The 14024-nt window shown below is 59.4% G+C and carries 15 protein-coding genes and 2 pseudogenes; 7 read left to right on the top strand and 10 right to left on the bottom strand.

Annotated features, from left to right (window positions below):
* Positions 1-55: 55 nt before the first annotated feature.
* Positions 56-280, top strand: coding sequence for a hypothetical protein (locus K9B32_RS29095; protein ID WP_411969696.1), 225 nt, complete (start codon positions 56-58; stop codon positions 278-280).
* A gap of 177 nt (positions 281-457) precedes the next feature.
* On the opposite strand, the gene K9B32_RS09565 is transcribed toward K9B32_RS29095, so the two are convergent.
* Positions 458-1303, bottom strand: a complete 846-nt coding sequence (locus tag K9B32_RS09565) for a dihydrodipicolinate synthase family protein (protein WP_224561674.1) — start codon at positions 1301-1303, stop codon at positions 458-460.
* Positions 1304-1746: 443 nt separating this feature from the next.
* On the opposite strand from K9B32_RS09565, the gene K9B32_RS09570 reads away from it, so the two are divergent.
* Together K9B32_RS09570 and K9B32_RS09575 are read left to right on the top strand one after the other, a co-directional pair.
* Positions 1747-2637, top strand: a complete 891-nt coding sequence (locus K9B32_RS09570; RefSeq protein WP_224561675.1) for an aminoglycoside phosphotransferase family protein — start codon at positions 1747-1749, stop codon at positions 2635-2637.
* Between the two features lie 164 nt (positions 2638-2801).
* Positions 2802-3209 carry a DoxX family protein gene (locus K9B32_RS09575; protein ID WP_224561676.1) on the top strand — a complete coding sequence of 136 codons (408 nt, stop codon included), beginning with the start codon at positions 2802-2804 and terminating at the stop codon, positions 3207-3209.
* 66 nt (positions 3210-3275) lie between these two features.
* Here K9B32_RS09575 and K9B32_RS09580 read toward each other — a convergent pair.
* The 7 genes and pseudogenes from K9B32_RS09580 to K9B32_RS09610 form a co-directional block, all read right to left on the bottom strand.
* Positions 3276-4066 (bottom strand): annotated as a pseudogene (locus K9B32_RS09580) (sulfite exporter TauE/SafE family protein).
* A gap of 15 nt (positions 4067-4081) precedes the next feature.
* Positions 4082-5014 carry an N-acetyl-gamma-glutamyl-phosphate reductase gene (argC, locus tag K9B32_RS09585; RefSeq protein WP_224561677.1) on the bottom strand — a complete coding sequence of 311 codons (933 nt, stop codon included), beginning with the start codon at positions 5012-5014 and terminating at the stop codon, positions 4082-4084.
* 63 nt (positions 5015-5077) lie between these two features.
* On the bottom strand, positions 5078-6037 hold the full coding sequence (speB, locus tag K9B32_RS09590) for an agmatinase (RefSeq protein ID WP_224561678.1): 960 nt from the start codon (positions 6035-6037) through the stop codon (positions 5078-5080).
* A 92-nt stretch (positions 6038-6129) separates the two neighbouring features.
* Complete coding sequence (locus K9B32_RS09595) at positions 6130-6432, bottom strand: putative quinol monooxygenase (RefSeq protein ID WP_224561679.1); 303 nt, start codon at positions 6430-6432, stop codon at positions 6130-6132.
* Between the two features lie 135 nt (positions 6433-6567).
* Positions 6568-7035 carry a 30S ribosomal protein S9 gene (gene rpsI / locus K9B32_RS09600; RefSeq protein WP_007531723.1) on the bottom strand — a complete coding sequence of 156 codons (468 nt, stop codon included), beginning with the start codon at positions 7033-7035 and terminating at the stop codon, positions 6568-6570.
* Between the two features lie 2 nt (positions 7036-7037).
* Positions 7038-7502 carry a 50S ribosomal protein L13 gene (rplM, locus tag K9B32_RS09605; protein ID WP_007531725.1) on the bottom strand — a complete coding sequence of 155 codons (465 nt, stop codon included), beginning with the start codon at positions 7500-7502 and terminating at the stop codon, positions 7038-7040.
* A gap of 225 nt (positions 7503-7727) precedes the next feature.
* Positions 7728-8159, bottom strand: a complete 432-nt coding sequence (locus tag K9B32_RS09610; RefSeq protein WP_224561680.1) for a PaaI family thioesterase — start codon at positions 8157-8159, stop codon at positions 7728-7730.
* Between the two features lie 73 nt (positions 8160-8232).
* Here K9B32_RS09610 and K9B32_RS09615 point away from each other — a divergent pair, with 73 nt between their 5' ends.
* Positions 8233-9066 carry an enoyl-CoA hydratase gene (locus K9B32_RS09615; RefSeq protein WP_224561681.1) on the top strand — a complete coding sequence of 278 codons (834 nt, stop codon included), beginning with the start codon at positions 8233-8235 and terminating at the stop codon, positions 9064-9066.
* On the opposite strand, the gene K9B32_RS09620 is transcribed toward K9B32_RS09615, so the two are convergent.
* Complete coding sequence (locus tag K9B32_RS09620) at positions 9067-9903, bottom strand: EamA family transporter (protein WP_224561682.1); 837 nt, start codon at positions 9901-9903, stop codon at positions 9067-9069.
* 411 nt (positions 9904-10314) lie between these two features.
* Entirely contained in the window at positions 10315-10644 is a 330-nt protein-coding gene (locus K9B32_RS09625; RefSeq protein ID WP_224561683.1) for a hypothetical protein, read from the bottom strand.
* Between the two features lie 104 nt (positions 10645-10748).
* Between K9B32_RS09625 and K9B32_RS09630 the strand changes: the two genes are divergently transcribed.
* The 3 genes and pseudogenes from K9B32_RS09630 to K9B32_RS09640 all read left to right on the top strand — a co-directional run.
* The gene (locus K9B32_RS09630) at positions 10749-11177 is read left to right on the top strand and encodes a CoA-binding protein (RefSeq protein WP_007792168.1); all 429 of its coding nucleotides are present in this window, start codon (positions 10749-10751) and stop codon (positions 11175-11177) included.
* A 108-nt stretch (positions 11178-11285) separates the two neighbouring features.
* Positions 11286-12569, top strand: coding sequence for an O-acetylhomoserine aminocarboxypropyltransferase (locus K9B32_RS09635; protein WP_224561684.1), 1284 nt, complete (start codon positions 11286-11288; stop codon positions 12567-12569).
* Between the two features lie 37 nt (positions 12570-12606).
* Positions 12607-12764: pseudogene (locus K9B32_RS09640) on the top strand (IS21 family transposase); the annotation flags it as partial.
* Between the last annotated feature and the right edge of the window lie 1260 nt (positions 12765-14024).

Raw genomic sequence — 14024 nt, forward strand, 5'->3', positions numbered from 1 at the left:
GCATTCCAGTTAAGGAAGCGTTCGCCATTGGCGGCGGGAAGCGAGCCAGCCGCCAATGGCGTCGACGTCAGTGGATTTCGCTATCGCTCCGGTCGAGCGCGCCGAACTGCAGGACGATGCCATCGGCCGCGCGGCAAATCTGCTCGGGATGATGGTCACACTCGTCGGCTGCGAAATGGCGTGCGGCGTGCTCGCTGATGAATACGCCTCCGACAAGCCCCCTTTGATCCTGCACGACCCAGCGACCATTTCGATCCTGACCGATGATAAAGCGTGCTGAACTCCGGCGTTGGAAGGGTTCGATTGCGGAAGCAGATTGAAGAGAGGGCATCGATTTTCCTTTCGAATTGTCTTCTGCCCCAACAGGGCAGTGCCACAGGCATGAAATTAATGGCGCTCGCATGCGTCTTCCATTGGTTTGAGCTCGAGAAAATATAAAAATATCATATGGATAAAGCTACTTCGCGGGCGTCGGAGGCGCGCGCCAGCGCTTGCGATACCGACAGCTTTTCATCGGCATCGAGGCGTGTTTGATCGCTGCGGGGTCACCCTCGGCACCCAAGGCCGCTGTTTGCGGAGCGAGCCGATCCTGAAGCAAGCGCGCAGCCGAGAGGTTGCCGCCGCGGGCCGCTTGTTGCAGCGATGCATACAAACGCGGGCACACGTTCGCACCGGCCGAGATGATACCGCTGCCACCGGTGTTCAGAAACGAGAGGGCCGTTGCGTCGCGATCGGAAAGAAGCAAGAGGCGCTGACGCAAGTCCGGCTGCAAGGCGTGTGCAGCGGCGCTGCCGTCGGCCAGGAGCAAGCCGACGACTGATGGGATATCGGCGAGCGCAGCAAACGTCGGCGAGGTCATATCGATTGCCGTGCGCAGCGGGTTGTTTTCCACGATCAAGGGAAAGGTCGTTGCTGCCACAAGCTGAGTAAAGTGGCCGACACTCCCCTCTTGTCCCGGCTTCGAATAGTAGGGCAGTGTCACAAGGGCCGCGCTTGCTCCCAGTTCTTCAGCGTCGCGCGTCAAGGCGATCGTGCTTGCCGTCGCATTCGTGCCGGTTGCGGCAATCACTGGGACACGGCCGCCGGCGACGCGGACGCAAGCAAGGATAACTGCGGCGCGCTCGCTTCTGGTGAGCGTCGATCCTTTCGCGGTCAGTGTGCAGACAGCAAGTCCGTCAACGCCACCGTGGATCTGTCGCTCTGCAAGTCGTTCCAGCGCGGAAAGGTCGAGCGCTCCGTCACGAAACGGCGTAACAAGCGCCGTCGTTGTGGCGCCGAGGCGCAATACCTTGTCTGCCGGCATGTTCTGCTCAAAGGCCGCCTAGGATGACGTAGAGTTCGACTACGGCAAGCATGATGCCGAATAGGATCAGCGCCTGGACGTACGTCGCTCGCGCATCTGTCGTTTCAGTGCACGGCGGCGCGGGCGGGGGATCGGGGCATTCCGTAGCATGAAGTCTCGCATGGCTTTCAACCTTCGCATTTCACGGGAACGCTAACGCCGTTCACGGTAGGAATTCCATTCGTGGGCAAGTGCGCAGATATAGAAATCGCATAAAGGAGCGACCCGCCGAAGGCATTCACTCCGGAGAAAATTTCTGAAATTGCAGATGGTTATTGGAAAATCCCGAATCATCTTCTTAGGAACTTGATTCAACGTCCGAGGCGCCGAAGGCGAACCCAGGGTTGATCTCGCCGCCGAAACGCGAACAATATATCCCCTTATCCGGGAGGAATGTCAGGACAATGGATGGCCCAGTTATCGATGCCGCACTCGTGCGGCGGCTGATTGCCACGCAATTTCCCGAGTGGTCGGTTCTGCCGATCAGACCCGTTGAGTTCGGCGGATGGGACAACAGGACATTCCACCTCGGCGCCGGGATGACGGTTCGGCTGCCGAGCGCTGCTCACTATGCCGATCAGGTGGCCAAGGAGCACCGGTGGCTGCCAATCCTTGCACCGCAACTGCCTCTGCCGATACCCGTGCCTCTGGCGATGGGAAGGCCGGACGAGACCTATCCCTGGCCGTGGTCCATCTACGAGTGGCGTGACGGTGAGACGGCGCTGGTGGGACGCATCGACGATCTCAGCGAGTTCGCCACCACGCTGGCTGGCTTCCTCGATGCCCTGCAGGCAGCCGACGCCACGGGAGGACCTCCGCCCGGCTCGCACAACTTCTTTCGCGGCGGATCGCTGGATGTATATGACGCGCAAACGCGCGAGGCGCTTGTGCTGCTGGATGGCCGGATCGACACGCAACTGGCAACGGAGGTTTGGCAAGCCGCGCTTTCAACATCTTGGCAAAGTGCGCCTGTCTGGTTCCATGGCGACGTGGCCTATGGCAACCTTCTGGTAAGGAACGGTCAGCTCGATGCCGTCATCGATTTCGGGACGTCGGGCGTTGGCGACCCTGCCTGCGATCTCGCGATCGCCTGGCACCTGTTCGAGGGGCGAAGCCGTGAAGTGTTTCGCAAGGCACGCCCTCTGGATGCGGGGACGTGGGCGCGCGGCCGCGGATGGACGTTATGGAAGGCCCTGATAGTCGTCGCCGACATGGCCGGCGCAAATCCCGTAGACGTCGAGAAGTCGTGGCAGGTTATCGATGATGTGCTGGCCGATCACCTGGCTTGGACCTGATGCGCTTCACGATCGTTCAGTTGAAAGAATAGCGGCTGCTTGTCGGGAGGGAACATCTTGCGGCGTCCTTTGGGGGAAGGCTGACGGAATCTGCAAGTGCAGATGCAGGAAGCCGGAAATCTGGACAATGATGCTGAACGGCTTTGGGCCGAGGGAGAGATAACATGAGCAAGACAATTGCAATTCTGCTGGCGCGACTGATCTTCGGAGCCGTGTTCGCGATGGCCATGAGCTTCAAGTTCATGGAGATGCAGTCCACGGCAAGCTATATCGCCGCGGCAGGCTTTCCCTTCCCACTCTTTCTGGCGTGGGTAGCGGCTTTCTTCGAGCTTGGCTTGACGCTGGCATTCCTGACAGGAGCCTTCTTCTCGGAAGCCTCGGTTCTGGCCGGCATCTACGTGGTCTTTCTGGCTTTCGCGTTCCATGGCCCAAGCCACTGGAGCGGCAATCAAGCCGAGTTCGGATTCTTTATCGATCACTTCACCTTCCTTGCCGGCTTGCTTTTTGCCGCCGTGCACGGTCCAGGAGACACGCTGGTCGTGAAGGCGCGCTCGCCCCTGATGGCTCGCTAGGTGCGGATGCTCCTATCCGGAGGCCGGCGGTGTCGCGCGTCACTCCGCTGTTTTGAGAGGCTGGACCTACCGGAGGAGCCCGTCGAGCGCCGGCATTCCCAAGATGGCGGAGGTTGCGATCAGCAGATAGCAGATCGTTCGGAACGTGCTTTCCTTGGCGAGCCCGAACAGCTTCCAGCCGGCATAAAGGCCGACGGCATAACTCGGCAGGATCACGATCGTCAGAGCGAAGACGGCCTGAACAAAGAGCCCGCCGAAATAGTAGCTGATGACGCTGAAGCAAGTTGAAATCGCGAAATATAGAATGATGTTCGCCCGCACCCGGGAAAAATTGGCCTTGCCGGCCAGCCAATAGGCGACGACCGGCGGCCCGCCGAGCTGAGCGGCGCCGCTGAAGAGGCCGGCAACGAGACCCGTGATGGAGGTCAGCGATGTCCGTGGTTCGCATGGTATCGCCACCCGGAAATAAGCAATGCAAGTAGGCAAATCGCAAGCGCCGTGATCGCCCAGCGCAATGTCAGGGGATCCACCCACGCCAGAGCTGCCGTACCGGCGGGCACGCCCAGCAGCGCGCCCGCAGCCATGGTGAAGACTTCGCGCCGGTTGGCGCTGCGCCAGGCTGGAGGGACCATACCCAGCGTCGCAAGGCCGTCCATGACAAGCAGGACCGGCGAAATCAGCTTCGGACCGATGATTGCGCCGCCAAGCGGAATGAAGATCAGCGCCGCCCCGAACCCCGAGAAGCCGCGCGCCAGTCCCGCAATGAAAGCGATGACGACAAGTGATAGGATGCCGTGATCCGGCAACGAGGCGACAAACCACGCGCTCGAGTTCGCCTGCAGCGTATCAAGCGACATCGATCAGTTCCGGGATTACGAGGCGAGCATCAGGTCCATGTTCTGGACAGCTGCTCCCGACGCACCCTTGCCGAGGTTGTCGAGCAACGCTACGAGATTGACCTGCGAAGCGCCCGGCGTGCCGAACACGAAGAGCTTCATCGTGTCCTTGCCGGCAAGCTCGACGGCATCGATACGGGGGAGCTTGCGGCTCTCTTCTAGCGGCACAACAGTCACGATGTCCTGACCCGCGTAGTGGGCCACGAGAGCAGCATGGATGGTTTCGAGCGTCGTGCCTTCGGCCAGATCGCCGAGATGCAGCGGCACCTGAACGATCATGCCCTGCGGGAACTTGCCGACCGACGGCGAGAAGATCGGCTCGCGATCGAGTAGGCCGTGGATCTTCATCTCAGGTACGTGCTTGTGCGTCAGCGTCAGGCCATAAAGGAAATGTGGCGCGGGGATCGCGTCGTCGCGGCTCTGATCCTCCATCTGCGCAATCATCTGCTTGCCGCCGCCAGTGTAGCCAGAGACTGCATTGACCGTGACCGGGTAGCCATCAGGCAGGATACTTGCAGCGCGCAGCGGCCGAATGAGGCCGATCGCACCGGTCGGGTAGCAGCCCGGATTGGCGACGAAGCGCGCGGACTTGATCTTCTCTGCCTGCTCCTTATCCATTTCCGCAAAGCCGTAGGCCCAGGAAGGATTGACGCGGAACGCCGTGGAGGTGTCGATGACGCGGACATTGTTGTTGCCCGAGACCATCTGCACGGCTTCCTTCGAAGCGTCGTCCGGTAGGCAGAGAATGGCGATGTCGGCGTCGTTCAGCATATCCTCGCGCATCGCGGCATTGCGACGCTCCGTTTCAGGGATCGACAAAAGCTCGACATCGCGACGACCGGCCATGCGGGTGCGGATCTGCAAGCCCGTCGTGCCGTGTTCGCCATCGATGAAGATCTTCGGTGCCATTGTCTTGCTCACACTTTCAATAGGTTAGAAAGAAGTCCAGAATCACTTTGTAAGAAGGATGAGTCAGCCGTGTGACGCGCTCGCGCGGCGCTCGGCATGCAGCCCCAGCATATACATCGCGGCCGTCGCCCCCGCAATGGCAGTGATATCCGCATGGTCGTAGGGCGGCGAGACCTCGACGACGTCGGCCCCCCTGATGTCCAGTTGGTGGAGGCGCTGCAATATTGAGAGGATTTTGGCGCTCGAGGGACCGCCGGACACCGGCGTTCCCGTGCCGGGCGCATAGGCGGGATCGAGGCAATCGATATCGAAGGTCAGATAAGATGGCGCCCCACGGGTATGCGAGATGATCGTCGAGGCGATGTCTCCCGCGCTCATCTCCTCTAGTTGGTGACCATAGAGAATATGAATGCCGAAATCCTCGGGCGCATGGGTGCGGATACCGATCTGGATAGAACGATCCGGATCGATGATGCCGTCTCGCGCAGCCCGCGCGACAAACGAGCCGTGGTCGATCCGTCTGTTGTCGTCAAACCAGGTGTCCTGATGCGCGTCGAACTGGACGAGAGCCAGCGGCCCGTGCTTGGCGGCATGCGCTTTGAGGATCGGCCAGGTGACGAAATGGTCGCCGCCGAGGGTCAGCATGAATGCGCCGCTATCAATGATCGTCTTGGCCTGCCGCTCGATCGCGGCCGGCGTCTCGTGGTGGTTGCCGTAGTCGAGCAGGCAGTCGCCGTAGTCGATCACGGCCATATCGGCAAAGAGATCCCGCTTGAAGGGATACTGCGGGTCGTTATCGAAGATCGCCGACGCGCGCCGTATCGCCTGCGGCCCGAATCGCGTCCCCGGCCGATTGGAGGTCGCGGCATCGAAGGGAATACCCCAGACCACGGCGTCCACGCCGGCCAGGTCCTTGGTAAAACGGCGGCGCATGAACGATAGCGCGCCGGCAAAGGTCGGGTCGCTGGCTGCCGAGGTCAGGTTCGTAGCCGTAAAGGCATGATCGATCGACTTGTTGGCCAAGAGATTCTCCTCGAGAGTGTTGTGTCCGCTATGCCTACCAGAAACGAATCTGAAACCGAATGGGCAAAGCCGGTCGCTTGGCCAAGGCTGGTCTAGCCCGGCAACTTGTCCACCAGCACTTCGGGAGTCCTCAACTGCGGAGCCTCGGCCAGCAGCTCCTCTGCCCGGGCCATGAGCGCCGCAGCCACCTTGCCATTCAAATGCGCCTGTCTGTCTGCCTCGTCATCGAAGGCATCGAAGATGGCGAACGTGCTCTGGTCGTAGCGAACGGCAAACCATGCCACCGTGCCCGGCTCCTGCGCGACAAGAGCCTGTGCGCTTGTCAAGAACGCAGCCACTTCTTCTTCCTTGCCGGACCTTGCTTTCAGTTCGACATAGATTGCTTGCTTGGTCATTCCTGCCTCCCTTGGACTGCGCGTGAAGCGCATGGAATGCAGTAGAACTGGCAAGGGAACGAGCCGCTTCAAGCGGCCGCCAAAAGAAAAGGCCGGGCAAGAGCCCGGCCTTCGCATTCCCGTATTCCGAAGCGATTAACGCTTGGAGAACTGGAACGAACGGCGGGCCTTGGCCTTACCGTACTTCTTACGTTCAACAACGCGGCTGTCGCGGGTCAGGAAGCCACCCTTCTTCAGGACCGAGCGCAGGCCCGGCTCGAAGTAGGTGAGAGCCTTGGAAAGACCGTGACGAACGGCACCGGCCTGGCCGGAGAGGCCGCCGCCAGCAACCGTTGCAACGATGTCGAACTGGCCGTCACGGGCAGCCGCGACGATCGGCTGACGCAGAATCATCTGCAGAACCGGGCGCGCGAAGTATTCCGTGAATTCCTTGCCGTTGACGACGATCTTGCCGGAGCCCGGCTTGACCCATACACGAGCAACAGCGTTCTTGCGCTTGCCGGTCGCGTAGGAACGGCCAAGCGAGTCGACCTTGCGGACGTGAACCGGAGCAGCAGCTGCTTCGGACGTTCCGAGATCCTTCAGGGAGGAGAGGTCAGCCATTCTTAGGCGCTCCTTACGTTCTTCTTGTTCAGCTTTGCGACGTCGAGAACGACAGGCTGCTGTGCTTCATGAGGATGATTGGAACCAGCGTAAACGCGGAGGTTCTTCATCTGACGACGGCCGAGCGGGCCGCGCGGAACCATGCGCTCAACAGCCTTCTCGAGAACGCGCTCCGGGAAGCGGCCTTCGATGATCTGGCGAGCGGTACGCTCCTTGATGCCGCCGGCATAACCGGTGTGCCAGTAGTAAACCTTGTCGGAATACTTCTTGCCGGTGAAAACGACCTTGTCGGCGTTGATGACGATAACGTTGTCGCCGTCGTCAACGTGAGGCGTGAAGGTTGCCTTGTGCTTGCCGCGCAGGCGCATAGCGATGATGGAAGCGAGACGACCAACGACGAGCCCTTCGGCGTCGATGATAACCCACTTCTTCTCCACCTCTGCAGGCTTCTGGGAGAAGGTTGCCATAGTTGTTACTCTCTTTTGGATCCCTCGGCCCGAAGGCGAGAGGGCGTTTCTTGTTGCTTGGTTTGGCTGTTCGAGGACGCGCCAAAAAGAAAGCAGCCCGGAAAAGGCTGCATTTCTGGCGGTGTGTATAGAGGCAAAGCGGACTGCGGTCAATATTGTCAGATTTGCGTACCTTAAAAATAAATTAGTAAAATCAATGTGTTAATTATGTGGTATTTTGATACCTCAAATTTCACGTGGCGGAATAGAGTAAGTCGCAGTCGCGTGAGCGATTAGCTCATCTGCATTCTCCTGGAAAACGGAAGCGTCGATGACGGCGAGCCGCTTGCCAAGCTTGAGAATCCTGCAGGTGCATGTCGTTGGAACAAGCTTCGGCAGGCGCAGGAAATTGATGTTGAGATTGGTCGTAACCGCCAGCGCAACCGGCCCGATATGCGCGAGCACTGCCGCATAGGCCGTTACATCCGCTAGGGTGAAGAGGGCAGGGCCAGAGACAGTGCCGCCAGGACGCAAATGCCTCTCGCTTGGGTCGAGCCGCATCGAGACGATGCCAGGTTTGATGTCGGTAATCGTAAACACGCGCCCATCCGTGTGGATCTGCGGAAAGTCCGTATCCAGAAAACGGTGGAGCTCGTCGATCGTCATGATTGGTTGCATGACTTTGCCTCGAAATTGCTTGTCGCCTGTGGCAGAACAATTAGCATGAAAAAGCAATGCAGGGAGTTAGACCATGGCCGAAGTCGTATCCTTCCGGAAGGACCCGAGCAAAGCCGGCGAGGGCGCGCTGGTCATTCCGCAGTTGAGCGACGGCACCCTGCGGCTGACGCTCAGCAATCCGCCTGCGAATGCACTCTCGATCGCCGTCATGGAAACCCTGATCGGTGAACTCCAGAGCGCTGCGAACGACGCTGCTGTTCGCGTGGTCATCATCGCGTCGACGGGCAATGTCTTTTCCGCAGGTCACGACCTCAAGGAATTAACCGCGCATCGGGCCGATGAGGACGGCGGTGAGGCATTCTTCGAAGAAACCTTCGCGCTGGCAGCCGACCTCATGCTCGAGATCACGCGCCTGCCGAAGCCCGTTATTGCCGAGATCGACGGGCTCGCCACCGCCGCCGGCTGCCAGCTTGCCGCCTCCTGCGACCTTGCGATCTGCACCGATACGGCGACCTTCTGCACGCCGGGTGTCAATATCGGTCTCTTCTGCTCGACGCCGATGGTGGCGGTCTCGCGGGCAGCGCATCGCAAGCAGGCGATGGAAATGTTGCTCACCGGCGAGACGATCGACGCCTCGACCGCCAAGGATTTCGGTCTCGTGAACCGCATCGTGCCGAAGCAGTACCTGACGCAGGTCGTCACTAAGTACGCCTCCGTCATTGCGAGCAAATCGCCGCTGACGTTGAAGATCGGCAAGGAAGCCTTCTACCGCCAGCTCGAAATGCCGATCGAGGAAGCCTACAGCTACGCCGCTCAGGTCATGGTCGACAACATGCTGACGGCCGATGCCGAAGAGGGGGTTGGAGCCTTTCTTTCCAAGCGCATGCCGCAGTGGACGGGCGAATAGCTAACCGAGTTTAAGGATCAGCCCGCCGAGCGCGATGATTGCGCCGGCGAGATAGCGCCACGGGCTGGCTTTTTCCTTCAGCACGATCACTGAGATCAGCAGGGCGAAGAGGATCGACGTCTCGCGCAGCGCCGCAACAGTTGCCATTGGCGCCTTGGTCATCGCCCAAAGTGCGAGGCCGTAGGATGCAATCGATCCACCACCACCGATCAGGCCGCGCCACCAGTTGTAGCGGACATGGACGGCGACTGCGACAGTACCCCGCTTGGAGATCGCCCAGGCGAAGAGCAATACCGGCGGCAGCAGCGACATCCACAGTGTATACGACACCGCATTGCCGGAGATGCGGGCGCCGATGCCGTCCACATAGGTGTAGGTCGCGATGACACATGCATTGGCGAGCGCCAGTCGGATCGCTTGTCCGCCGCCCTTTCGCGCCTCGAAGGCCAGTGTCAGAATACCGGCGCAGATCGTCATCGTACCGATGAGCGCGCCTGTCGACAGCCTCTCATCCAGGATGAAACCGCTGGTGGCTGCAATCAGGAGCGGTGCGCACCCGCGCATCAGCGGGTAGACGAGGCCGATGTCGCCTGCGCGATAAGCGCCGGCGACAAGCTGGAAATACACGAACTGGAGGACGGCCGAAGCGCCGATGAAGGGCCATGCCGGCGAATTCGGCAATGGCAGGAACATCAGGAAGGGAAGGGCGCAAACGGCGCCGCCTCCCGATATGAGGCTGGCATCCAGCGACTTGTCCGTGCCCGCCTTGATCATGGCGTTCCATGTCGCGTGCAGCAGCGCACCAAACAGAACGAGCAGAATGACGTGGATCGGCAAAAAAGACCACCGGACGGTGTGAAAACAGCAATTGTGAAATGCTTGTTACGCCGCTGCCGACAAAAAGCAATCCCGATTGACGACGTGACGGAGCGCAATCACGCCCCGTCATATATCAGGCAACCTGAAGATGCTGGTTCGCAATGTCCGGAAAAGAGGAACGTACACCAGAAGTGTTTATTCGGTTATCTCTTATTCAACTATGAGGCGTTGCTAACATACACTGGAACATATGTGGACATATACAGGATATACATAGAACGCTGACCGTGGTGCCGGCTCTTCCGTGTCGAATTTTGCAGGAGTGTGACAAGGCCATCACGGAATCCGCCGCTCAGCCGGATCCCGCAGCGCGCACGGTGGTGCGGCAAGGCCCCGCGCGTCACGATTTGGTATGGCGGGAGTGCGCTTTTACAGCGAGTAATATGGGATGATAAACATCCCGTTCAGGTTGTCGATATTCTGACAATTCAGAACACGGCACCTCGGATTGTCCTTGGTCGGGACGGTCGTCCATTCCGCGTATTTGTTGACGTCGCAATAATTGCTGTTGCGAATGTAGCGGTCGAACAGTGTCATGCCGGGCACCCGCTTCGACGGATACCGCAAAATCACGGCGCCCTCGTTGCGGATCGCTGCACGTGCGGCCTGACAGCTTATCGTGAGCGAATTGTATCGCGAAATGGCCAGCGCCGGGGAGGCGGCCATAACGAAGGCGATCACGGCAACCAATCTTTTCATGGGAACATCCTCCTTCGGCGTCCTAATTCCTATATACGCCGAAACTAACTGCTGGTTTCAGCGAACCGCGAAATAAACGCGATTGTTATCGGAGGCCGAAGCCCTTGAATCACGATGAATATGAGGATGACTACATCCTCGACATTCTGCGTTCCGTGAAGACGATTGCCCTGACCGGCGCGTCGCCGAATCCCGCTCGACCCAGCAATGGCGTGATGGGCTATCTGCTGTCACGGGGATACAACGTCATCCCTGTGAACCCAGGCCAGGCCGGCAAGCAGATCCAAGGCCAAACGGTTTACGCCCGGCTCGCCGATGTCCCTGTGCCGGTGGACATGGTCGAGGTCTTTCGGGCCTCGGAATATCTATCAGGTGTTGTCGATGAGGCATTGGCCATGAACCCGCGACCGAAGGTAATATGGGCGCAGCTTGGCGTGCGTGATGATGCGGCAGCGGCAAGGGCCGAGGCGGCCGGCATCAAAATCGTCATGGATCGATGCCCCGCTATCGAGTATCCACGGCTCGCCCGCTGACGGGTTGGATTTTTCAAATAACGTGCCTGGGTTGAAATGGAACGCGATTAACTTTTCGCGGCCGTCGGCTATGCTCGCCGCCACTCGATCACTGAATGGGAGGGCTTCATGGCCAAGAACGGTCCGGGTTTCAATACGTTGGCAGTCCATGCGGGAGCACAGCCGGACCCCGCGACCGGCGCACGCGCGACGCCGATTTATCAGACGACGGCTTATGTCTTCAACGACTCCGATCATGCGGCAGCTCTTTTCGGTCTGCAGCAATTCGGCAATATCTATACGCGCATCATGAACCCGACCCAGGGCGTGCTCGAAGAGCGCGTCGCGGCACTCGAGGGCGGCACTGCGGCGCTCGCCGTTGCGTCCGGCCATGCGGCGCAGATGATCGTCTTCCACACGCTCATGCGCCCCGGCGAAAACTTCGTGGCCGCGAAGCGGCTCTACGGAGGCTCGATCAACCAGTTCGGCCATGCCTTCGATAATTTCGGCTGGCAGGTTCGCTGGGCGGATTCCGCCGACCCGGCAAGCTTCGAAAGCCAGATCGATGACAAGACGCGGGCGATCTTCATCGAAAGCCTCGCCAATCCGGGCGGCACCTTCGTCGACATTGCCGCGATCGCGGCGGTCGCGCACAAGCATGGCCTGCCGCTCATCGTCGACAACACCATGGCCAGCCCTTACCTCATTCGGCCGATCGAACACGGCGCCGATATCGTCGTGCACTCGCTGACGAAGTTCCTCGGCGGCCATGGCAATTCGATGGGCGGCATCATCGTCGATGGCGGAACCTTCGATTGGTCGAAGTCCGGCAATTACCCGATGCTGTCCACCCCGCGGCCGGAATATAATGGCGTGGTCTTGCACTCGACCTTCGGCAATTTCGCGTTCGCCATCGCCTGCCGCGTGCTCGGTCTGCGCGATCTCGGCCCCGCCATCTCGCCCTTCAATGCGTTCTTGATCCTGACGGGCATCGAGACGCTGCCGCTGCGCATGCAGCGCCACAGCGATAATGCAATAGCTGTCGCAAAGTGGTTGAAGGCACACAGCAAGATCGCCTGGGTGAGCTATGCCGGCCTCGAAGACGATCCGAACTACCCCCTACAGCAGCGCTATTCGCCGAAGGGCGCCGGTTCGGTCTTCACTTTCGGCGTGAAGGGCGGCTACGAGGCCGGCAAAATGCTGGTCGAGGGATTGGAGCTGTTCTCGCATCTCGCCAACATCGGCGATACGCGCTCGCTCGTGATCCATCCGGCGTCGACCACGCACCGTCAGTTGACGGATGAGCAAAGGATCGCCGCCGCTGCCGGTCCCGACGTCGTTCGCCTTTCGATCGGCATCGAAGACGTAAAGGATATCATCGCTGATCTCGAGCAGTCGCTGGCAAAGATCTGAGTGTCCTTCGCAGCAAACGTTTGTATTTTCGCGAACTGCGGATCTGCCGAGCCTGGGCTATGACGGTTCCTATTGCAGTGTTGCCGCCTTTGCTCGGGTTCGGCGGGCCGATCGGCAGAGGGAGCTTCAGACGTCGGGACGCGGAACATTGTGCCTTTGGCATTCGAACCTGGTGAAGCGTTCCAGTTCGACTTCGGATGGACCCGCGTGGCCTTCCTTATCCATTTCCGCAGGAGGTTGACATTCGCCCCGTGTTCAAGCGCAAGCCGCGATACCGACACCCCTGGTTCAAGGCCGCAACAATGCGGTTGACCGAAACGGGATCATATCGACGACGCCTGTCGCTACCCACAAGCCTCACACCCAGTCTCTGTTCATCTTCTTCCATGATTTGGTGTCCACCTATTTTTTGGTGACACCCCATGCATTAGAGCATTCATTGGCAAAAGGTGCAGGGAAATTCGCGGTTACCCTCAACCCATCCTCCGTCCGCTCACGTAAATTGCGACACAGACTTCCGGGGCGAGTGTATGCCGTTCTCGTCACCATTTGAGACACTCAACGCAGCCCCTCTTTGGGTGACAACACTGCAAGGGAGACTTCCAGGCAACGCCCACCCGTGACAGCTTTGACCTACGGGGATGCTTGGGGTGTCCCGCTTGGCTCGGTGTGCACACCTGGGACCTAAGTCCAACTGGAAACCCCTCATCAATCCTGTACTTTGTCGCTGTCCTGTCCATGAGGCAGACAAAGGGGGGAACCTTCGCCCCATAGGAACAGGTGCAAACCGATCCCCAACGGAGGTTCTCCTCTCATCCGACCCTTTGGGAAAGGAATGCTGCGTCATGGGCGTTCAGGTGTGTCTCCAACAGTTCCTCGTCGCCTTACATTCCCTTTATGGGAGACGACAAAGCAACTCGCAGCTATCAAGTAGAGAAGAGCGCCACCTTCGAAGGCAGATGGGCTGTCGTTGACAGGTTCACGGGCTGGCCTGTCTTTATACGTGGCATCCCTCTCGACGCATTGCCAGGTCATGAGGTGGGCGATCTGGTCGATGAATTAAGATGGGCGGGACTTGAAGGCCAGACAGCGGCGTAAGCCCGGATCGATTAGTTTGTCAGGTCCGACTTCGGCTGATTTCGTAGGCACTGGCCCGCTGCGAAACGATCCGACTTTTGTCTATAGCACGATGACTTAAACCGCGTAGGCTGCGTTGTGTCAATCCGTTGACGGTGAATTTCCGTAGTAATAAGAATGACTTGCAAATAATCTTTGCAAATGGAAATGAGTCGCAAGTCCAACTCACGCAAATTTCTGAGAGCCCGGTTCCATTGCCCATTACTGGCATGCAAGTGATGGGCAATGAAGTTCATCGCCGTTTTTCAGCGCCTCCTTTACGTCCCTGCAATTGCGCGGGGTCATCGTTGGCCCGGTGAGCGTTGGCGTGGCGGAGAG

It is taken from the genome of Rhizobium sp. 3T7, from assembly GCF_020166565.1.
Classification (GTDB): Bacteria; Pseudomonadota; Alphaproteobacteria; order Rhizobiales; family Rhizobiaceae; genus Rhizobium.

Bases quoted from the DNA above. Each gene is read 5' to 3' on its own strand.
- K9B32_RS09635 (WP_224561684.1), top strand. From the start codon at position 11,286: ATGGCCAAGAACGGTCCGGGTTTCAATACGTTGGCAGTCCATGCGGGA.
- K9B32_RS09595 (WP_224561679.1), bottom strand. From the start codon at position 6,432: ATGACCAAGCAAGCAATCTATGTCGAACTGAAAGCAAGGTCCGGCAAG.
- K9B32_RS09615 (WP_224561681.1), top strand. From the start codon at position 8,233: ATGGCCGAAGTCGTATCCTTCCGGAAGGACCCGAGCAAAGCCGGCGAG.
- rplM (WP_007531725.1), bottom strand. From the start codon at position 7,502: ATGGCAACCTTCTCCCAGAAGCCTGCAGAGGTGGAGAAGAAGTGGGTT.
- K9B32_RS09570 (WP_224561675.1), top strand. From the start codon at position 1,747: ATGGATGGCCCAGTTATCGATGCCGCACTCGTGCGGCGGCTGATTGCC.
- K9B32_RS29095 (WP_411969696.1), top strand. From the start codon at position 56: ATGGCGTCGACGTCAGTGGATTTCGCTATCGCTCCGGTCGAGCGCGCC.
- K9B32_RS09625 (WP_224561683.1), bottom strand. From the start codon at position 10,644: ATGAAAAGATTGGTTGCCGTGATCGCCTTCGTTATGGCCGCCTCCCCG.
- rpsI (WP_007531723.1), bottom strand. From the start codon at position 7,035: ATGGCTGACCTCTCCTCCCTGAAGGATCTCGGAACGTCCGAAGCAGCT.
- K9B32_RS09610 (WP_224561680.1), bottom strand. From the start codon at position 8,159: ATGCAACCAATCATGACGATCGACGAGCTCCACCGTTTTCTGGATACG.
- K9B32_RS09575 (WP_224561676.1), top strand. From the start codon at position 2,802: ATGAGCAAGACAATTGCAATTCTGCTGGCGCGACTGATCTTCGGAGCC.
- argC (WP_224561677.1), bottom strand. From the start codon at position 5,014: ATGGCACCGAAGATCTTCATCGATGGCGAACACGGCACGACGGGCTTG.
- K9B32_RS09565 (WP_224561674.1), bottom strand. From the start codon at position 1,303: ATGCCGGCAGACAAGGTATTGCGCCTCGGCGCCACAACGACGGCGCTT.